This is a genomic window from Telluria sp. BA11 (assembly GCF_056680305.1).
This window is the reverse complement of sequence record NZ_CM155275.1, coordinates 433,667-452,058: the sequence shown is the minus strand read 5'-3', so window position 1 is coordinate 452,058 and position 18,392 is coordinate 433,667. Positions and strand designations below refer to the sequence as shown.

Genomic DNA, 18,392 nt, shown 5'->3' with positions numbered 1-18,392 from the left:
CCGCGCAGCCTGCCGCAACCGCAGTATCATTCAGCCCATGCCGCGCTCGCTTCCTTCTACCGCCCATCCCGAACTCTGGTTCGCGCACGCCAGACGCTACCTGCGCAGCTGGTGGTACATGATTCACCTGGGCGCAATCGCCATCGTGCTCGCGTTCTCGCCGTCCACCTGGCAGCGCGAACGCTTCCACGCCACCGCGCGCCACATCCACGCCAGCACCTGGCAGGTGCTGCCCTGGTTCACGCTGGCCGCGTGCCTGGTGAGCCTCGTCATCATCCGCATCGTGCTGGTCACGGCCAAGAGCTACGGCTTGTCGGGCTTCGCGCTTGAGATGGTGGTGAGGGTACTGGTGCTCGAACTGATTCCGCTGTGCGCGGCGCTGTTCGTCGCGCTGCGCGCCAGCATGGCGTTCGACGCGTCGGCGCTGGGCTTGGCCCGTCGCGCGCTGCCTGCGAGTGGCGCCAGCGACGATGCCTTGCGCCGCATGCGCCGCGACCTGGTGCCCCAGTTGATCGCCAATGCGGTGGCGGTGCTGACGCTGGCGCTGGTCACGTCCATTGTCGTGCTGCTGCTGGCCTACCTGAACGTGTACGGCGTCTCGCCGTGGGGCCTGGGCGACTATACCCGCACGGTCGGGCGCGTGTTCGCACCAACCGTCACGGCGGGCTTCGTGCTCAAGACGGTGCTGTTCGGCCTGGCCGTGGCGCTGATCCCGACGGCCGCCATCCTCGAATTGCAGCGCTACCCGCGCCGTCTGGTCTCGACCGTGCAGCCGGGCGCACTGCGCCTGCTGTTCGTGCTGATCGTGATCGAAGCGGCCTCGCTTGCACTGAAATACATCTGATTGACAGGACCCACATTGACATGACGGACCAGATTCCCGATAGCGCGCTTCCCGACGAACCGAAGCACGTTGAAACCAAGGCCGTGATCCTCCTCGTTTTTCTGGGGCTGATGATCTGCGGCTTCGTGTTCTACGTGATGTACGCGCGCGGCGTGTTCGAGCCGACCCAGCGCCTGACGCTCGTGGCCGACGATTCGACCGGCGTCATTCCCGGCATGGACATGACCTTTGCCGGCTTTCCGATCGGGCGCGTGCGCCAGGTCGAGCTGGCCGATACCGGCAAGGTGAATATCCTGGTCGACGTCCAGAGCAAGGACGCCAAGTGGCTGCGCACCTCGAGCGTCTTCACGCTGGAGTCGAGCATTGTCGGTGAAACGCGCCTGCGCGCCTACACGGGCGTGTTGACCGATGCGCCGCTGCCGGCCGGCTCGACCCGCACCGTGCTGCGCGGCGACGCCACCGCGGAAATCCCGCGCATCGTCGCCACGGCGCGCGGGCTGCTGGAAAACCTGGAAACGATGACGTCGTCCGGCTCGGACGTGAACACCAGCCTGTCGAACCTGTCAGCCGTGACGGGCCGCATGTCCGGGCGCTACGGCGTGCTCGGTGGCGCGCTCGGTGGCGACGAAGAAGCGAAGAAGCTGATGGAAGCGCTCGACCGCGTCAACCTGATCCTGGCCAAGGCCGACCAGCGCGTGTTCGGCCAGGCCGGCGTCATGGACGATGCCCAGGCGGCTGTGCGCCAGCTGGATGTCGTACTCAAGGACGCGAGCGCCACACTCAAGAAAGTCGATGCGGTGCTGGTCGAAGCGCAGGCCGTTGGCGCCAACACGCGCGAAGCGACGGAAGACCTGAGTGCACTGCGCGGCGACGTCGACGCTAGCCTGCGCAAGGTGAATCGCCTCGTCGAGGAAATCAACCGCAAGTGGCCGTTCGCGCGCACCAATCCGGAGATCAAGCTGCCATGAAGACCATCCCATTGTTGATCGCCGCCTTGCTGGCCGGCTGCGCGAGCAAGCCGCTGCCGCCCGACTGGCAGGCGAATGCCAAGGGCGCGCTCGACGCGTCGGTTGACGACTACCTCAAAGGGCACACGGCCGCATCGAACACCGAGTTCCGCGAAGCGCGCGCCGAGACGACTGCCACCGGTCGTGCCGACCATGTGGCCCAGGTCGAGCTGGTGCGCTGCGCGGCGCAGGTGGCCAGCCTGGTGTTCGAGGATTGCCCAGGTTACGCGGCGCTGGCGCCTGATGCAACACCGGCGCAGCGTGCCTACGCAGCGTATCTGGCAGGGCAGTGGGATGGGCTGGATGTGACGCTGCTGCCGGAGCAGCATCGCGCTGTGGTTGGTGGCGGCGCGCTGCAGAGCATTGCCGATCCGCTGGCGCGGCTGGTTGCGGCTGGCGCGCAGTTCAAGGCGAGCCGCATCACGCCGGCGGGGATCGCGCTGGCAGTCGACACGGCGTCGACCCAGGGCTGGCGCCGGCCGCTGCTGGCATGGCTGGGCGTGCAGGCGCAGCGTGCCGAGGCGGCGGGTGACACGGCCGCGCAGGCAGCAATCGAGCGGCGCCGCAAGCTGGCCGGTGGCCAGTAACCCTTAACCCGTCAGCGCAGCGCCCACGGCAGTGTGTTGTGGATCGTCGTTGCGGCAATCGCTGCCTGACCGGTCGCTACCGTGATCTGATTCAGCCCGCGCGTGACGTCGCCGATCGCGTATAGCCCGGGCACGGCCGTGCGGCAATGGTCGTCCACCGTGAGCGTGTCGCATTCAACAGTTTCGGCGCCCAGGTTGGCCGCCAGGGCGGAGCGCGCATTTTCGCCCAGCATCGGGTAGAACACATCGCATTCGTAGGATTGCCCGTCGCGCGTGTGCAGCACGGGTTTCAGGTCGTCCGTCAGCGTGACGCCGGCCAGTGGTGATGCGATGTGCTGCACGTTCGCCGCCTGCAGCTGAGCATGCTGGTCGGCGTCGACCACCGACTCGTCGGCACGCTCGAACAGCAGCACGTCGCGGCTGAAGCTGCGCATGAAGAGCGCGTGGCCGACCGGATTGACTTCGGCCGTTGCCACGGCGATGCGCTTGTCGATCACGTCGTAGCCGTCGCACACGGGGCATAGACGCACCGCGCCGCTGGCCACCGCTTCGTCCCAGCGTTCGACCGGCATGCCCACGTCAGCCACGCCCGTGGCCAGCAGCACCGTGTAGGCGCGCATTTCGGTGACGTCGCCGTCCGGGCTCGTGCAGTCGGCGATGAACAGGCCATCGTCGATGCGCAGGTTGCTGATTTCGCCGGGGATCACGTGGCCGCCATACTTGCCGAGCTGGCAGCGCAACTGGTCGAGCAGCAGCTTGCCATTGATCCCGTCCGGGAAGCCGGGATAGTTGTGCGAGACGGGAATCCAGGCCAGGCGGCTGTTGCCCTTGTCGACCAGGGCGACATTGCGGGTGAACCGGCGCAGGTAGATGGCGGCGGTCAGGCCACCTGGCCCGCCGCCGATGATGAGGGTATCGAATACGTTTGGTGTAAGGTCCATGGCAGCATTATGTCGCCGAACGCAGGATGGGGTATCGGCGCGCGCGCTCACGCTGAGTCGGCCTGCGCTTACACGATTGGTTGGCTGCCGATTGCCACGGCCGGTTTCACAGCGATTTGCCGCCGGCCGCTTCCGGTTGCAACGTCACGTGGTCGATGCCATGGCGCGCGCGCAGCATCGCGCGCACGGCTTCCAGCACGGCGGGCCATTGCTCCAGGCTGCGGATCTCGATGTGGCCGATCAGCGCAGGATGGCCGGGCGACATGTCCCAGACGTGCATGTCGTGCACGGCCAGTACGCCGTCGACGGCGGCCATGTCGGCACCAACCTGTACGAAGTCGATCGCGTGCGGGACCGCCTCCATCAGAAAGTGGTACGACTCGCGCAGGATGCCGCTGGTCGAGCGCAGGATCAGCAGGGCGACGAAGATCGACAGGATCGGGTCGGCCCGCAGCCAGCCGGTGTAATAGATGATCGCGCCGGACGCGATCGCGGCCAGCGAGCCGAGCAGGTCGCCCATCACATTGACGAGCGCGGCGCGCGTGTTGATGCTGTCGTTGTTGCGCGACAGGATCCAGGCGACGAGCAGATTGATCGAGGCGCCCAGGGCAGCGACGACCAGCACGATGCCGCCCTTGACGGGCTCCGGATGGATCAGGCGCTGGATGGCTTCCCAGCCGATCCAGCCCACCAGGGCCAGCATGACCAGGCAATTGACGAACGCGGCCAGCGCTTCGGCGCGCACGAAGCCGAACGAGTGGCGCGCCGATGGCGGGCGCTTGGCGATCATCTGTGCGAGCAGGGCCAGGCCCAGTGCGGCGGCGTCGGTGACCATGTGGCCGGCGTCCGAGATCAGGGCCAGCGAGTTCGACACGAAGCCGGTAATCACCTCGATCAGTGCGAACAGCAGCGTCAGGCCCATCGCGAACGCCAGCGCCTTCTGGCTGCGCGCTTCAATGGAATGGGAGTGGCGTGCGTCACCGTCGAGGTGGGCATGCAGGTGGGAAGGGTCGTGCGGCTGGTACGTCATCGCCAATGCATTCAATATGGGGCAGGATCAGCAGTGTAAATCATCTGGTGCATCCCCAGCATTTCAGCCTGGTCAGCAATAAATTTTGTGCGAGGGTTGCAGTTCCCGCATCGGGTCCCTATAATGACGGCATCGGGCGGTTAGTTCAGCTGGTTAGAATACTTGGTCGACATCCAAGGGGTCGCAGATTCGAATTCTGCACCGCCCACCAGAACATTAGTAAGAGCGAGAAAGGCACCACGGTTATGACACCGCGAACTACAACGACGTTGTGGGGGAATCGCTAGACGCGAAGGGGTGTGCTTTTGCTTAACACAACGAATCAACGCGGCTAGCCCGCGTTTTTTTTCGTCCAGATTTTACTATCCTTGATTCTTGTTATTTAACGGCGCGCGGCGCCACGATTGGAGTACAGCATGTTGAACGTCCGACTTCCCGATGGTTCCAGCCGCCAGTTTGACGGTCCCGTGACGGTGGCGCAGGTAGCGCAGAGCATTGCCCCGAGCCTGGGCAAGGCAGCGCTTGCCGGCAAGGTCAACGGCAAAGTGGTCGACACGTCGTTCCTGATTGACGCCGACGCCGACCTCGCGATCGTCACCGACCGCGACCCGGAAGGCCTGGATGTGATCCGTCACTCGACCGCCCACCTGCTGGCGCACGCGGTCAAGGAGCTGTTCCCTGAAGCGCAGGTGACAATCGGTCCGGTCATCGAAAACGGCTTTTACTACGACTTCTCGTACAAGCGCCCGTTCACCCCGGACGACCTGACCGCCATCGAAAAGAAGATGACCGAGCTGGCCAAGAAGGACGAGCCGGTCACCCGCAAGGTGCTGCCACGTGACGAAGCCGTCGATTACTTCAAATCGATCGGCGAGCACTACAAGGCGGAAATCATTGCCTCGATCCCGGCGAACGAGGATGTCTCGCTGTACACCGAAGGCAGCTTCACCGATCTGTGCCGCGGCCCGCACGTGCCATCGTCCGGCAAGCTGAAAGTCTTCAAGCTGATGAAGCTGGCTGGCGCCTACTGGCGCGGCGACTCGAAGAACGAGATGCTGCAGCGCGTGTACGGCACCGCCTGGACCAAAAAAGAAGACCAGGAGCAGTACCTGCACATGCTCGAAGAAGCCGAAAAGCGCGATCACCGTAAACTCGGCAAGTCGCTGGACCTGTTCCACTTCCAGGAAGAAGCCCCGGGCCTCGTGTTCTGGCATCCGAAGGGCTGGACGATCTGGCAGCAGGTCGAGCAGTACATGCGCCACAAATACCAGGTCGCCGGCTACAGCGAAGTGAAGGCGCCGCAGATTCTCGACCGTACGCTGTGGGAAAAGACCGGTCACTGGGAAAACTACCGCGACAATATGTTTACGACCGAGTCGGAGAACCGTTCGTACGCATTGAAGCCGATGAATTGCCCGGGCCACGTGCAGATCTACAATTCGGGCATGCGCTCGTACCGCGACCTGCCGCTGCGCTTCGGCGAATTCGGCCAGTGCCACCGCAACGAGCCGTCCGGTGCGCTGCATGGCCTGATGCGCGTGCGCGGCTTTACCCAGGATGACGGCCATATCTTCTGTACCGAAGAGCAGGTCGAGCGCGAAGTCACGTCGTTCCACGCCCAGGCGATGGCCGTGTACGACGATTTCGGCTTTGCCAATATCGACGTCAAGCTGGCGCTGCGTCCCGACAGCCGCATCGGTTCGGACGAGGTCTGGGACCAGGCCGAAGAATCGCTGCGCTCGGCGCTGCGTGCCTGCGGCGTGACCTGGACCGAATTGCCGGGCGAGGGCGCATTCTATGGTCCGAAGATCGAGTACCACCTGAAGGATAGCCTCGGCCGTCCATGGCAGGTCGGCACCGTGCAGGTCGACTTCTCGATGCCGGGCCGTCTTGGTTCCGAGTATGTCGCAGAAGACAACACCCGCCGCGTGCCGGTGATGCTGCACCGTGCGATCGTCGGTTCGATGGAACGTTTCATCGGTATCCTGATCGAAAACTATGCCGGTGCGCTGCCGCTGTGGCTGGCGCCGGTGCAAGTGGCGGTGCTCAACATCTCGGATGCGCAGGGCGATTACGTGAAAGAAGTCGAGGCCAAGTTGCGCGCTGCAGGCCTGCGTGTTCACGCTGATTTGCGCAATGAGAAGATCACCTATAAAATACGTGAACATTCCGTCCAAAAACTGCCGTACATCCTCGTTGTTGGGGATAAAGAAAAAGACGCGAATACCGTGGCTGTGCGAGCCCGAGGCAATGTCGATCTGGGCGTGATGTCCGTCGATGCACTCGTGGAACGTCTGGTGGGCGAAGTCGCCGCCAAGACCAAGTAATCCCGGCCAAATTTCAATACGTTCAAAGGAAACAACATAGCTACTGACAAGAATAATCGCATCAATGGCGAGATCACCCATCCCGAAATGCGTTTGAACGGCGTAGAGAACGAGCCATTGGGCATCGTTAGTCTCGCCGACGCGTTCCGCATGGCCGAAGAACTGAACGTCGACCTGGTCGAGATCGCGCCAAACGCGGTCCCGCCGGTCTGCCGCCTGATGGACTACGGCAAGTTCAAGTATTCGGAGCAAAAAAAGGCGCATGAGGCGAAGCTCAAGCAGAAGATCATCCAGGTCAAGGAAGTCAAATTCCGTCCGGGTACCGATGATGGCGACTACAACATCAAGTTACGTAACCTCATCAAGTTCCTGGAAGAAGGCGACAAAGCCAAGATCACGCTGCGCTTCCGCGGTCGTGAAATGGCCCACCAGGATATCGGTATGCGTGTGCTCGAGCGTTTGCGTACGGATCTCGATGCAGTCGGTCAGGTGGAGCAGTTCCCGAAACTCGAAGGTCGCCAGATGATCATGGTGGTCGCGCCGAGGAAGAAGAAGTAATTCTTCGCCGGGAGCATCCAGAGCCGGGTCCGCGTTGCAGACAGTGTCTGCAGCCCGGCCCGGCTTTATTGCGTCCGTACGCCTGGTGTCGCTGGCTGGCAGTGTTTCTTGCTGTCGGCTATCGCAGCGCGTGGAAGCTGTGCTACAATCTTCGATTCCTGTTTGCGACAAGCAGGTTGTAGCAGGCTCTGCGTCTGCTGCAAAACAAGTGAAAGTAGGCATCTAAGAGCAGCGTCGCTGCCACCTGCAATCCTGTTACATATGAGACTGTCCGCGAGGGCAGATGACTATGCCAAAAATGAAAACCAAAAGCAGCGCGAAGAAACGTTTTCGCGTGCGTCCAGGTGGTACTGTGAAATCGGGTATGGCGTTCAAGCGTCACATCCTGACCAAGAAGACCACCAAGAACAAGCGCCAACTGCGCGGCACCCGCAACATCAATGCAGCAGACGTCACGTCCGTCTACCGCATGATGCCATCTGCTTAATCTCACACTAAGGAGCTACTATGCCTAGAGTTAAACGTGGGGTTACAGCACGTGCCCGTCATAAGAAGGTTCTTGACCTTGCCAAAGGTTACCGCGGTCGTCGCAGCAAGGTATATCGTGTTGCCAAGCAAGCAGTCATGCGCGCTGGCCAATACGCATACCGTGACCGTCGCAACAAGAAGCGCGTCTTCCGCGCACTGTGGATCACCCGTATCAACGCGGCATCGCGTTCGCACGGCATGACCTACAGCGTGTTCATGAACGGCCTGAAGAAGTCCGCGATTGAACTGGACCGTAAAGTCCTGGCCGACATGGCTGTGCATGACAAGCCGGCATTCGCCGCGATTGTCAGCGCCGTCAAGGCCAAGCTGGCTGCTTGATTCGTTAAGCTGCTAAGCAAGTTGGTGCCGCGCCCCTCACCGGGCGTGGCGCACAAAGAAGCGGGGCAAGGTTCACACCTGTGCCCCGTTTTTGATTCTGGCGTCTCCCGCCAACGAAAAACAGGAAAAGAACAAGCATGAACCTGGAAGAACTCGTCGTCGCGGCCCGTGCCGATTTCGCGGAGGCGCCAGACGCCGCCGCGCTTGAAAATGCGAAAGCCAAGTACCTGGGCAAGACCGGCCAGGTGACTGACCTGATGAAGGGTCTGGGCAAGCTCGACCCCGATGCGCGCAAGGCGCAGGGCGCCCTGATCAATGCCGCCAAAGAACAAATCGAACAGGCATTGACCGCGCGCCGCGAGGCGCTCGCCGAGGCGCAGCTGCAGGCGCGTCTTTCCATGGAAGCCATCGACGTGACGCTGCCCGGCCGTGGCCGCTCGAAGGGTGGCATCCACCCGGTGATGCGCACCTGGGAACGTGTCGAGCAGATCTTCCGCTCCATCGGTTTCGACGTGGCCGACGGCCCCGAGATCGAAAACGACTGGACCAATTTCACGGCACTGAACAGCCCCGAAAACCATCCGGCCCGTTCGATGCAGGACACCTTCTACATCGAAGGCAACGACAGCACCGGCAAGCCGCTGCTGCTGCGCACGCACACGAGCCCGATGCAGGTGCGTTATGCCCGCACCCACACGCCACCGATCAAGGTCATCGCGCCGGGCCGCACCTACCGCGTCGACAGCGACGCGACCCACTCGCCGATGTTCCACCAGGTCGAAGGCCTGTGGATCGGCGAAAACATCAGCTTCGCCGACCTGAAGGGCGTGTACCTGAACTTCGTCCAGGCCTTCTTCGAAACCGACGACCTGCAAGTGCGTTTCCGCCCGTCGTACTTCCCGTTTACCGAACCGTCGGCCGAGATCGACATCGCGTTCGGCTCCGGGCCGCTCAAGGGCCGCTGGCTCGAAGTCTCGGGCGCCGGCCAGGTGCACCCGACGGTAGTGCGCAACTTCGGGCTCGACCCGGAAAAATTCATCGGCTTCGCGTTCGGCTCCGGCCTCGAGCGCCTGACGATGCTGCGTTATGGAATCAGTGATTTGCGCCTGTTCTACGAAGGCGACCTGCGCTTCCTGAAGCAGTTCAATTAATTCGACGCTGAGGCACAAAGATTATGCAATTCTCCGAAAACTGGCTCCGCTCGATCGTCAATCCGCAGATCGACTCCGGCGCGCTGTCGCACCTGCTCACCATGTCGGGCCTCGAAGTGGAAGAGGTCGAAGCGGTCGCGCCGCCGTTCTCGAACGTCGTCGTGGCCGAGGTCAAGGAAGTCGTCAAGCATCCGAACGCCGACCGCCTGAACGTGTGCCAGGTCGATGTCGGCACCGGCACCTTGCTCAATATCGTGTGCGGCGCGCCGAACGTGCGCGCCGGCATGAAAGCGATCTGCGCGAAAGCCGGCGCCGTGCTGCCGCCAGGCACCGATGGCAAGCCGTTTGAAATCAAGGTTGGCCAGCTGCGCGGCGTCGAGTCGCAGGGCATGATGTGCTCGAGCAAAGAGCTGGGCATCTCGGAAGAAAGCAATGGCTTGATGGAACTGCCGGCCGATGCGCCGGTGGGCCAGAGCATTCGCGACTACCTGGGCCTGGACGACCTGAAGTTCACGATCAAGCTCACGCCGAACAAGGCCGATTGCCTCTCCGTGCTGGGCGTGGCACGCGAGGTTGCAGCGCTGACCGGCGCACCGCTGACGCTCGAGCCGACCCGCACCGTCGCGGTCAACAGCGATGAAATCCTGCCCGTCAAAGTGTCGGCGCCGGACCTGTGCGGCCGTTTCGCCGGACGCGTGATCCGCGGCCTGAATGCGCGCGCGGCCACGCCCGAGTGGATGAAGCGCCGCCTGGAACGCAGCGGCCAGCGCTCGGTGTCGGCCCTGGTCGACATCTCCAATTACGTGATGCTCGAAGTCGGCCGTCCGTCGCATGTGTTCGACCTGGCCAAGATTCACGGCAGCCTCGACGTACGCTGGGGCAAGCCCGGTGAGTCCCTCAAGCTCCTGAATGGCAACACCGTTGCCGTCGACGAGTGGGTCGGCGTGATCGCCGATGAAGCACAGATCGAATCGCTGGCCGGCATCATGGGTGGCGACTCGACCGCCGTGTCGCTCGACACCACCGATATCTATCTGGAAGCGGCATTCTGGTGGCCGAACGCCATCCAGGGCCGTGCCCGCCGCTTCAATTTCTCGACCGATGCCGCGCACCGCTTCGAGCGTGGCGTCGACTACGCGACCGTGCCCGAGCACCTCGAGCGCATCACGGCGCTCCTGATCGACATCTGCGGTACGCCGGACAGCAAGGTCGGCCCGATCGACGACCAGATCGTCAACCTGCCGGTGCGTACGCCGGTCGTGCTGCGCACGGCGCGCGCCGCGCAAGTGATCGGCGTGCCGCTGACCGACGCCGTGATCGCCGACATCTTCACGCGCCTGCAGCTGGGCTTCGTGCAGCAAGAGGGCGTGTTCCACGTGACGGCGCCAACCTACCGCTTCGACATCGAGATCGAGGAAGACCTGATCGAGGAAGTCGCGCGCGTCTACGGCTTCGAGAACATTCCGACCCGGCCGCCCACCGCGCAGAGCGCAATGCTGATCGAGCCGGAAAACACCCGCTCGCTGTTTGCGATCCGCCACCAGCTGGCCGACCTGGGCTTCCAGGAAGTGGTCAACATGAGCTTTGTCGAAAGCACGTGGGAACAGGATTTCGCCGGTAACCTCGAGCCGATCCGCCTGCAAAACCCGATTGCCAGCCAGCTCAGCGTGATGCGTTCGTCGCTGATCGGCAGCCTGGTCGCCAACGTGCGCTACAACATCAACCGCAAGGCTGGCCGCGTGCGCGCGTTCGAAGTCGGCGGTGTGTTCAAGCGCAACGCGTCGGTCATGGATGGTCCGCTGACGGTGGCCGGTTACGACCAGCCAAAGCGCGTCGCCGCGATTGCCTACGGCCCTGCGCTCGACGAGCAGTGGGACGTCGCCACGCGCGCCGTCGACTTCTTCGATCTGAAGGCCGATCTCGAAGCACTGTTCGCGCCGCGTCAGCTGCGTTTCTCCACTGCCGAACATCCAGCGCTGCACCCGGGCCGCTCGGCCAACGTCATGCTCGACGACCAGCAGATTGGCGTGATCGGCGAGCTGCACCCGCGCTGGCTGCAAAAGTATGATCTGCCGCAAGCACCGGTTGTGTTCGAGGTCGATGCTGAAGCATTGCGCGGTCGTATCGTGCCGGTCTATGCCGAGATTTCCAAGTTCCCAGGTGCCACGCGCGACCTCGCACTGGTCGTAAAACAGGACGTGGCGGCCCAGTCCGTACTCGACGCTTTTACTGCTGAAATCGCAGTAAATCCTATGGGAAAGATCGTGCAAGCCGTTGTTTTGTTTGATGAATATCGCGGCAAGGGTCTCGAAGCGGATGAAAAAAGCCTTGCTTTCCGCTTTAGCTTGCAAGATACTCAATCGACACTGCAGGACGATGCGGTCGACGCCATCATGGCGGCGGTGCTCGCTACTGCTTCAACCAAATTGAACGCGAAGCTGCGTGCATAATATGCATCTCCAGGCTGACAGCACACGGGTCCCAAGCCGTGTTGCTGTCGCCGCGGCATCGTTTGACTTACGGGCAGGGCCTCAAAATTAACAATAACGACGTTGATTCGACCGTGTTCCAGGAAGCCCTCGTGGCCGATCTGGATCGTGCAATGCTGGTGGCGCGCGTGCGTAAAGAGGCAGAGCAGTCATTGCCCACGCTGACCAAAGCCGAGCTGGCCGAACTGCTGTTCGAGCAGGTCGGGCTGAACAAGCGCGAAGCCAAGGACATGGTCGAGACCTTCTTCGACGAGATCCGCAATGCACTCGAGCGCGGCGAAGCCGTCAAGCTGTCGGGCTTTGGCAATTTCCAGTTGCGCGACAAGCCGCAGCGGCCTGGCCGCAATCCGAAAACCGGGGAAGAAATTCCCATTACGGCACGCCGCGTCGTGACGTTCCACGCCAGCCAGAAGCTCAAGGCCATGGTGGAAGAAGCCGGGCCAGGCAATTCGGGCTCGGGTTCGATGGCGCGCGCAGCCTGATAGACGATGAACGACCGACCAAACAAGACCGAACTGACCGTGCTGCCACCGATTCCGGCCAAACGTTATTTCACGATTGGGGAAGTCAGTGAGCTGTGCGGTGTCAAACCCCATGTGTTGCGCTACTGGGAGCAAGAATTCACCCAGCTCAAGCCTGTCAAACGTCGTGGCAACCGCCGCTATTACCAGCACCACGAAGTGCTGTTGATCCGGCGCATCCGCGAATTGCTGTACGAGCAGGGCTTCACCATTAGCGGCGCCCGCAACCGGCTCGACCATCGCGCCACCGTGGTGGCTGAGCTCGACGAAGAGCGCCTGCGCGACGCCCCACCGGCCATCGATGGCGACAAACTGCGCGCCGGCTTGCTGGATATTCTCGATCTGCTGAAACACGGATCGCAGCCAGCGCCTTAGTGCAGGCCAGCACCTCACGCCATCGACCAGATTGCCGCACCAGACTGCGCCGGTTCGCTCGCGGCCCCGCAGGCAGCGGGTCGTCGCCGGGTCAAGCACCACGTTTGATCACTCATGCATTCGTACTGCTGTTGAAGGCAGGCCGCGGAGTGTTAAAATGTCACTCGCGCGATGCTGAATGACACGCATCAACCGGGCGGAGCAGATCCGGCACTTTCCTGCGCAAGGAAAATTTAAGGGAAGACAATGATACGCGTTGCCATTTGTGACGATCACCAGATAGTACGAGCAGGTTTCAAGCAGATTTTTTCGTCGTCGGGCGACTTTGAAGTCGTGGCCGAAGGCGCTACGGGCCGTGAGGCACTGGATATCGCGCGCCGCGAGATTTGCGACGTGCTGCTGCTCGACATCGCCATGCCAGACCAAAGCGGCATCGACATCCTGCGTACGATTCGTCAGGGCCAGCCCAATCTGCCCGTGCTGATTCTGTCGGGTTATCCAGCGCAGCAATATGCGCTGAACCTGTTCAAGATGGGTGCGAATGGTTACCTGAACAAGGAATGCGAAGCGGACGAGCTCAAGACGGCCGTGCGCACCGTGTTCCAGGGCCGGCGTTACGTCTCGTCGACGGTTGGTGAATTGCTGGCCCAGAGTTTTGACCGTGATCCGAACACGGCGCTGCACACCGAGCTGTCCGATCGCGAGTTCCAGGTGTTTCTGCGTCTGGCGAAGGGCGCGACCGTGTCCGATATCGGCAATGCGCTGTCGCTGTCAATCAAGACCGTGTCGACCTACCGTACCCGTATCATGGAGAAAATGGGCCTGCAGTCCAACTCTGACTTGACCTATTACGCCATGAAGAACAATCTGCTCGACTAAGCACGCGCTGATGATTCATATCGGATTGGTCCCACAACGCGCTTCGGCGCGTTTTGTCATTGGGGCAGCGGTAATATGAAGTTAGCAGTATTCAACAACATCAACTGCAACAAATAGTTACGTCAGGCCATTTTGCGGCGCAACAATACGTCCTTACAGGTAGAATGCGAGGCCGCGTTGTCAGCGTGAAAGGATGTCTGGATGTATTTTTCTACCACCTGGGCGGACCGCCCGGCCCGTCGTCTTCCTCTTCACAAGTCGGTGCTGTGCCTCGTCTGCGTGGTGCTGCTTGTGGTCAATGGCGTATTCTTGTTGCGCAATCTCGATGATTTGCGCGACGCCAATCTGCTCCAGGCGCAGACTGCCCAGGTCTCCGACGAGCTGCAATACCTGAATCTCCTCGTCACGGATGCCGAAACTAGTCTGCGTGGCTATTTCCTGTCGAACGATCCCATTTATCTGAGCCCGCTGCGCGGCGCGCCGCAGCAGATCGATGCCCAATTGCGCGCACTTGGTGTGCTGCTTGCAGACAATCCGTCGCAGACCCGCAATCTGGCGCAACTGCGCGCGTTGGTCCAGCGTAAGCTCGCCTTGCTGAATCAGTCGCTTGACATATTCCGCCAGGGTGGCCTGGATGACATCGTTGCGAATGCTGCGTCACCGGACGAACGCGCGGAGATGGATGAAATCCGCCTGCAAGTGGTGATCATGGCGCGTGAACAGAACGAGTTACTGAAGTCGCGCACCGCCGGGTTTTATCAGCAATACCGGCATGCGGCCTTGTTCGGCGTCGGCATCAATGTCGCGGCCATCATTATCCTGCTGCTCTTTTACAAACTGGTGCAGCGCGCCTTTGGGGCGCGCCTGGATGCCGAGCATGCGTTGCAGCAGACGAATGACGGCCTCGAGCACATTGTCGCGGAGCGTACGGCGCAATTGTCCGTCCTGTCGCGCCACCTGATTCGCGTGTCGGAAGAAGAAAAATCACGGCTTGCACGCGAATTGCACGACGAGATGGGTGCCAACCTGACGGCAATTGGCATCGACCTGGCCACGGTCATTGATCGCTTGCGTGCGAATGAACCGGATCTGGCGGATAAACTGGGTCGTGCGCGCCGCACGCTGGTGGACACCGTACAGCTCAAGCGCCGCATCATCGAAAACTTGCGCCCGAGCCTGCTCGACAATATGGGCGTGTCGGCGGCGCTGCAAAGTTATTGCGCCGATTATGCGCACGTGACATCGCTCGATTGTGATGCGCTGATCGATCCTGATGTCGATGAAGCTGGTCCGACGCAGGCCATCGCCTTGTTCCGCATCACGCAGGAGGCGCTCAACAACATCGCCAAGTATGCGAAGGCGCGCAATGTCATCGTGAACCTGACACGCGAGCCGACTGGATGGGGCCTGGAAATTACCGACGATGGCATCGGCATCCCTGATGGCATGCTGACCGGAACGAAATCCCATGGCTTGCTTGGCATGCGTGAACGCGCCTTGCTATTGGGCGGTACGCTGGTGGTGGAGCGGGGAGTGAATGACGTTGGAACGTGTGTTCGCGCGCTGATTCCGGCATTGGCGCCGGGCGGCAATGAGGTGGCAGGCACCGTATACACACCGACGGCCCTGACGCAAAGTGCAGGGCCGGATTGTCAGGATTCGCTGCCGCACAGGGCGGCGAATCCGGGTTGATTACTTAGCGTGCAACGTCCGACAGCAGGCGGTCGTATTCCGACTTGGCGACCTTGTAGCATTCGCCAGCGTAGTCTTCCAGGCCAGCACGGTCGAGCACGGTGATGTTGCCGCGACGGTACTGGATCAGGCCTTCGTCTTGCAGCTTGCCGGCGGCAGCAGTGATGCTCTCGCGGCGCACACCCAGCATGATCGAGATCAGTTCCTGGGTCACTTTGAGTTCGTTGCTTGCTGAACGATCCAGACGGTCGAGCAACCAGCGGCACAGCTTCTGTTCGATCGAGCTGTGACGGCCGCCGACCGCGTTCTGTGCCATCTGGGCGAACAGGGCATTGGTGTAGCGCATCAGCAGTTGTGGCAGGGCGCCGCCGCGGTTGAAGGCGTCACGCAGGTACTGGGTGCGCAGGCGATAACCGTAGCCAGCGCTTTGCACGACAGCCGAGCAGGTAGCGCGCTCACCCATGAACAGCGAGACACCGACTGCACCTTCGTGGCCGACGACAGCGATTTCGGTCGTGGCGCCATCTTCCATCACATACAGCAGCGACACGATTGCCGTTGTCGGGAAATACACGTATTCCAGTTTGCTGCCATACTCGAACAGTTCTTTACCGAATGGCATCGCCACCAGTTCGAGGTGGTCGAACATTTCTTCGAGATCCATGCGTGGCAGTGCTGCCAGCAATTCATTTTGTTGGGTGCCGCTGTAGCTGACGATCGGTTTAGACTGGGACTTCATTGCCTCACTCGTGGCAGGGGTCTGGCTTTTTGCTTTTTGTGTGATACCAGCAAGTTGAGTGTTGTTCATTTTATGTCCTCTTAGGTCTATCGTGCGTCGGGTGCAAGTCAGAAGGCGTATGGTGCTTGCCTCGTTGCGATGTGTGTACTTTACGTCTACCGTCTGTTGCCGCACATAAGACATGTAGTCGCCCCGGTGTAGGTTGCAAGCATCATCACGTGTCAGCCCAGTCCTACTGGGAGAAATGCCTGTTTTGCCCCTAAAAGGCGTTGTATTTTGTTATGGAAACAAAAAATAACGCATAATTCAGGGTGCCGGCGGTGATGTCCATCGTCCACAAAACAGGATATTCCTACAAATGGGGCTGCAAATCGGGCTGCATATATTGCTGGTCGAAGACGATACCGTGCTCGCCGACGGTTTGCTGCGCGCGCTCAACGCGCAGGACATGACCGTGCACCTGGTGCGCGACGGCCTTGCCGCTGACACCGCCTTGCAACGTGCCGAGTCCACCCCCACATTCGACGTCGCTGTGCTGGACATCGGCCTGCCAGGCATCGATGGTTTCGAGGTGGTACGCCGCCTGCGCGCGCGTGGTGGCGCAATCCCCGTCCTTCTGCTGACCGCCCGCGACGCCGTCGAAGACCGCGTACGCGGCCTGGAAACCGGCGCCGACGACTATCTGGTCAAACCATTTGCCACTGCCGAACTGGTCGCCCGCATCCGCGCGCTGGCCCGCCGTCATGCGCCACCGTCGTCTGTCCTGACCCTGGGGCGCCTCAGCCTCGACAGTGCTACCCGCCGCGCACGCATCGGCGAGGGCGCTATTGAATTGTCCGTGCGCGAGTGGGGCGTGCTCGAATACCTGCTGCAGCATGCAGGCCGCGTCGTCTCCAAGCAGCAGATTCTCGACGCCATCCTGCCGTGGGGTGACGATGTCACGCTCAATGCCGTCGAAGTCTATGTCTCGCGCCTGCGCCTGAAGCTCGATGGCGCCGACGTGGCGATCCGCACTATCCGGGGCTTCGGCTACCTGCTCGAAGCGGCCGCATGATCGGATCCTCCCGATGAACAGCATCCGCCTGCGCCTGTTGAAATGGCTGCTCGGGCCGATTCTGCTTGTCAATCTCGTGCTCGCCGCGCTGGTCGCGGGCCTGGCCTGGACACCCGCTCAGGTGGCGTTCGACGCCGGCCTCATGGACACCGCCACGGCCCTGGCGGGCCGCGTGGCCGCCGGCAGTGCTGCCAGCCTGCCGCCCGTGGCCCCTGCTGCGACGGGTGAGCGCGCCTGGTTCGTCGTGCGCGACGTGGGAGGCCGGCATCTCGAAGGAAGCAGGACTTTTCCGCCATTGCGCCCCGGCGCGCCGGCGTATGACGCCGACGTTGACGGCGAGCCGGTCCGCGTCGTTGCGCTGGCCGTGGCCACGCCGACCGGCGTACGTCACGTCGGCGTCGCCCACACATTGCGCCAGCGCCTCGAGGTACGCGCCGCCATCGTGCGCTCCCTCGTCGTGCTGGTCTCGCTCGGCACGCTGACGCTGGTTGGCGTCGTCTGGCTTTCTGTTGGCAATGGCTTGCGGCCGCTGGCGCGCATCCGCGCCGAGCTGGCCAGGCGGGGACCGGGCGACCTCGCCCCCATTCCCGCCGACGGGGTGCCGTATGAAATCGCGCCGGTGGTCAGTGGCTTCAACGACCTGCTGGACAAAGTCGAGGCCGGCGCGCGGGCCCAGCGCGACTTCCTGGCCGACATGGCGCACCAGCTCCGTACGCCGCTGGCCGGCGTGCAACTGCAGCTCGAATGGCTGCATGCCCGTCACGCGCAGGACGCCGACACCGTGGCGTCGCTTGCCATGATGGGCCTGGCCAACGAGCGCATGATCCGGCAGGTGAATCAGTTGCTGGCGCTGGCGCGGGCAAGGGAAGGGCGGCCAGGTGACCATGTCGGCCCGCTCGACCTGGCGCTGCTGGTGCAGGAATCGATCCAGTTCTTCGTCGACAAGGCGGCGCGCAAGGGGATCGATCTGGGATTCGAGCTGGCACCGGCGCCAGTCACGGGCGACGCCTTTCAATTGCGCGATCTGATCGACAACCTGGTTGACAACGCGTTGCGCTATACGCCGGACGGCGGACAGGTGACGGTCGGTTGCGGGATGGATGGCGGCGCGGCGCAGTTTTCCGTCGTCGATTCCGGTCCCGGCATTCCCGCCGCCCGGCGCGCCGCCGTGTTCGAGCGCTTCGTGCGGCTCGATGACAAGTCCACTGGCAGCGGCCTGGGGCTGGCGATCGTGCGCGACATCGCGCGCGCTCACGGCGCGGACGTGACGATCGGCGGGGCAGCGGGCGGTGGCACGCACGTCGTTGTGCGTTTTGGCGCATCTGGCTGAC

The 18,392-nt window shown here is 62.2% G+C and carries 18 protein-coding genes and 1 tRNA gene; 16 read left to right on the top strand and 3 right to left on the bottom strand.

The window, feature by feature from the left end; all coding sequences use genetic code 11:
* Positions 1-37 precede the first annotated feature (37 nt).
* From AC1MGT_RS01905 to AC1MGT_RS01895, 3 genes are read left to right on the top strand one after another with little or no spacing between them, the layout of a single operon-like run.
* Positions 38-844, top strand: a complete 807-nt coding sequence (locus AC1MGT_RS01905) for an MlaE family ABC transporter permease (RefSeq protein ID WP_499502767.1) — start codon at positions 38-40, stop codon at positions 842-844.
* A gap of 20 nt (positions 845-864) precedes the next feature.
* On the top strand, positions 865-1,812 hold the full coding sequence (locus AC1MGT_RS01900; RefSeq protein WP_499502766.1) for an MlaD family protein: 948 nt from the start codon (positions 865-867) through the stop codon (positions 1,810-1,812).
* Positions 1,809-2,438: a hypothetical protein gene (locus AC1MGT_RS01895; protein WP_499502765.1), complete on the top strand. Its 630-nt coding sequence runs from the start codon at positions 1,809-1,811 to the stop codon at positions 2,436-2,438. Before AC1MGT_RS01900 ends, AC1MGT_RS01895 begins: the two co-directional genes overlap by 4 nt.
* Before the next feature lie 11 nt (positions 2,439-2,449).
* On the opposite strand, the gene AC1MGT_RS01890 is transcribed toward AC1MGT_RS01895, so the two are convergent.
* A complete protein-coding gene (locus tag AC1MGT_RS01890; RefSeq protein WP_499502764.1) occupies positions 2,450-3,379 on the bottom strand; it encodes an NAD(P)/FAD-dependent oxidoreductase in 930 nt (309 codons plus the stop codon).
* Positions 3,380-3,485: 106 nt separating this feature from the next.
* The gene (locus tag AC1MGT_RS01885; RefSeq protein ID WP_499502763.1) at positions 3,486-4,409 is read right to left on the bottom strand and encodes a cation diffusion facilitator family transporter; all 924 of its coding nucleotides are present in this window, start codon (positions 4,407-4,409) and stop codon (positions 3,486-3,488) included.
* Positions 4,410-4,543: 134 nt separating this feature from the next.
* On the opposite strand from AC1MGT_RS01885, the gene AC1MGT_RS01880 reads away from it, so the two are divergent.
* The 11 genes from AC1MGT_RS01880 (at position 4,544) to AC1MGT_RS01830 (ending at position 15,268) form a co-directional block, all read left to right on the top strand.
* Positions 4,544-4,620, top strand: a tRNA-Val gene (locus AC1MGT_RS01880).
* A 205-nt stretch (positions 4,621-4,825) separates the two neighbouring features.
* A complete protein-coding gene (gene thrS, locus AC1MGT_RS01875) occupies positions 4,826-6,736 on the top strand; it encodes a threonine--tRNA ligase (protein WP_183553081.1) in 1,911 nt (636 codons plus the stop codon).
* A gap of 87 nt (positions 6,737-6,823) precedes the next feature.
* Positions 6,824-7,294 (top strand): translation initiation factor IF-3, encoded by a 471-nt coding sequence (gene infC / locus AC1MGT_RS01870; protein ID WP_221290154.1) that lies wholly within the window; start codon positions 6,824-6,826, stop codon positions 7,292-7,294.
* 289 nt (positions 7,295-7,583) lie between these two features.
* A complete protein-coding gene (rpmI, locus tag AC1MGT_RS01865) occupies positions 7,584-7,781 on the top strand; it encodes a 50S ribosomal protein L35 (protein WP_183553079.1) in 198 nt (65 codons plus the stop codon).
* A 20-nt stretch (positions 7,782-7,801) separates the two neighbouring features.
* Positions 7,802-8,161 (top strand): 50S ribosomal protein L20, encoded by a 360-nt coding sequence (gene rplT, locus AC1MGT_RS01860; protein ID WP_183553077.1) that lies wholly within the window; start codon positions 7,802-7,804, stop codon positions 8,159-8,161.
* A 137-nt stretch (positions 8,162-8,298) separates the two neighbouring features.
* Entirely contained in the window at positions 8,299-9,312 is a 1,014-nt protein-coding gene (gene pheS / locus AC1MGT_RS01855; RefSeq protein ID WP_499502762.1) for a phenylalanine--tRNA ligase subunit alpha, read from the top strand.
* Positions 9,313-9,335: 23 nt separating this feature from the next.
* Complete coding sequence (pheT, locus tag AC1MGT_RS01850; RefSeq protein WP_499502761.1) at positions 9,336-11,762, top strand: phenylalanine--tRNA ligase subunit beta; 2,427 nt, start codon at positions 9,336-9,338, stop codon at positions 11,760-11,762.
* A gap of 152 nt (positions 11,763-11,914) precedes the next feature.
* Positions 11,915-12,283 (top strand): integration host factor subunit alpha, encoded by a 369-nt coding sequence (locus AC1MGT_RS01845; protein WP_183553735.1) that lies wholly within the window; start codon positions 11,915-11,917, stop codon positions 12,281-12,283.
* A 6-nt stretch (positions 12,284-12,289) separates the two neighbouring features.
* Positions 12,290-12,697 (top strand): MerR family transcriptional regulator, encoded by a 408-nt coding sequence (locus tag AC1MGT_RS01840; protein ID WP_332533342.1) that lies wholly within the window; start codon positions 12,290-12,292, stop codon positions 12,695-12,697.
* 246 nt (positions 12,698-12,943) lie between these two features.
* Positions 12,944-13,576 (top strand): response regulator, encoded by a 633-nt coding sequence (locus AC1MGT_RS01835; RefSeq protein ID WP_091873377.1) that lies wholly within the window; start codon positions 12,944-12,946, stop codon positions 13,574-13,576.
* A gap of 201 nt (positions 13,577-13,777) precedes the next feature.
* Positions 13,778-15,268: a CHASE3 domain-containing protein gene (locus tag AC1MGT_RS01830; RefSeq protein WP_499502760.1), complete on the top strand. Its 1,491-nt coding sequence runs from the start codon at positions 13,778-13,780 to the stop codon at positions 15,266-15,268.
* A 4-nt stretch (positions 15,269-15,272) separates the two neighbouring features.
* Here AC1MGT_RS01830 and AC1MGT_RS01825 read toward each other — a convergent pair whose 3' ends face one another.
* A complete protein-coding gene (locus AC1MGT_RS01825; RefSeq protein ID WP_183553067.1) occupies positions 15,273-16,076 on the bottom strand; it encodes a Crp/Fnr family transcriptional regulator in 804 nt (267 codons plus the stop codon).
* Positions 16,077-16,365: 289 nt separating this feature from the next.
* Between AC1MGT_RS01825 and AC1MGT_RS01820 the strand changes: the two genes are divergently transcribed.
* Together AC1MGT_RS01820 and AC1MGT_RS01815 are read left to right on the top strand one after the other, a co-directional pair.
* The gene (locus AC1MGT_RS01820; RefSeq protein ID WP_499502759.1) at positions 16,366-17,061 is read left to right on the top strand and encodes a response regulator transcription factor; all 696 of its coding nucleotides are present in this window, start codon (positions 16,366-16,368) and stop codon (positions 17,059-17,061) included.
* Between the two features lie 13 nt (positions 17,062-17,074).
* Positions 17,075-18,391 (top strand): sensor histidine kinase, encoded by a 1,317-nt coding sequence (locus tag AC1MGT_RS01815; RefSeq protein WP_499502758.1) that lies wholly within the window; start codon positions 17,075-17,077, stop codon positions 18,389-18,391.
* Position 18,392 lies beyond the last annotated feature (1 nt).

Coding starts and splice junctions, on each gene's coding strand:
- AC1MGT_RS01845 (WP_183553735.1), top strand. CDS start 11,915: ATGCTGGTGGCGCGCGTGCGTAAAGAGGCAGAGCAGTCATTGCCCACG.
- pheS (WP_499502762.1), top strand. CDS start 8,299: ATGAACCTGGAAGAACTCGTCGTCGCGGCCCGTGCCGATTTCGCGGAG.
- AC1MGT_RS01835 (WP_091873377.1), top strand. CDS start 12,944: ATGATACGCGTTGCCATTTGTGACGATCACCAGATAGTACGAGCAGGT.
- AC1MGT_RS01895 (WP_499502765.1), top strand. CDS start 1,809: ATGAAGACCATCCCATTGTTGATCGCCGCCTTGCTGGCCGGCTGCGCG.
- AC1MGT_RS01900 (WP_499502766.1), top strand. CDS start 865: ATGACGGACCAGATTCCCGATAGCGCGCTTCCCGACGAACCGAAGCAC.
- rplT (WP_183553077.1), top strand. CDS start 7,802: ATGCCTAGAGTTAAACGTGGGGTTACAGCACGTGCCCGTCATAAGAAG.
- AC1MGT_RS01905 (WP_499502767.1), top strand. CDS start 38: ATGCCGCGCTCGCTTCCTTCTACCGCCCATCCCGAACTCTGGTTCGCG.
- AC1MGT_RS01885 (WP_499502763.1), bottom strand. CDS start 4,409: ATGACGTACCAGCCGCACGACCCTTCCCACCTGCATGCCCACCTCGAC.
- AC1MGT_RS01830 (WP_499502760.1), top strand. CDS start 13,778: ATGTATTTTTCTACCACCTGGGCGGACCGCCCGGCCCGTCGTCTTCCT.
- AC1MGT_RS01840 (WP_332533342.1), top strand. CDS start 12,290: ATGAACGACCGACCAAACAAGACCGAACTGACCGTGCTGCCACCGATT.
- AC1MGT_RS01825 (WP_183553067.1), bottom strand. CDS start 16,076: ATGAACAACACTCAACTTGCTGGTATCACACAAAAAGCAAAAAGCCAG.
- thrS (WP_183553081.1), top strand. CDS start 4,826: ATGTTGAACGTCCGACTTCCCGATGGTTCCAGCCGCCAGTTTGACGGT.
- AC1MGT_RS01815 (WP_499502758.1), top strand. CDS start 17,075: ATGAACAGCATCCGCCTGCGCCTGTTGAAATGGCTGCTCGGGCCGATT.
- AC1MGT_RS01890 (WP_499502764.1), bottom strand. CDS start 3,379: ATGGACCTTACACCAAACGTATTCGATACCCTCATCATCGGCGGCGGG.
- rpmI (WP_183553079.1), top strand. CDS start 7,584: ATGCCAAAAATGAAAACCAAAAGCAGCGCGAAGAAACGTTTTCGCGTG.
- pheT (WP_499502761.1), top strand. CDS start 9,336: ATGCAATTCTCCGAAAACTGGCTCCGCTCGATCGTCAATCCGCAGATC.
- AC1MGT_RS01820 (WP_499502759.1), top strand. CDS start 16,366: ATGGGGCTGCAAATCGGGCTGCATATATTGCTGGTCGAAGACGATACC.
- infC (WP_221290154.1), top strand. CDS start 6,824: ATGCGTTTGAACGGCGTAGAGAACGAGCCATTGGGCATCGTTAGTCTC.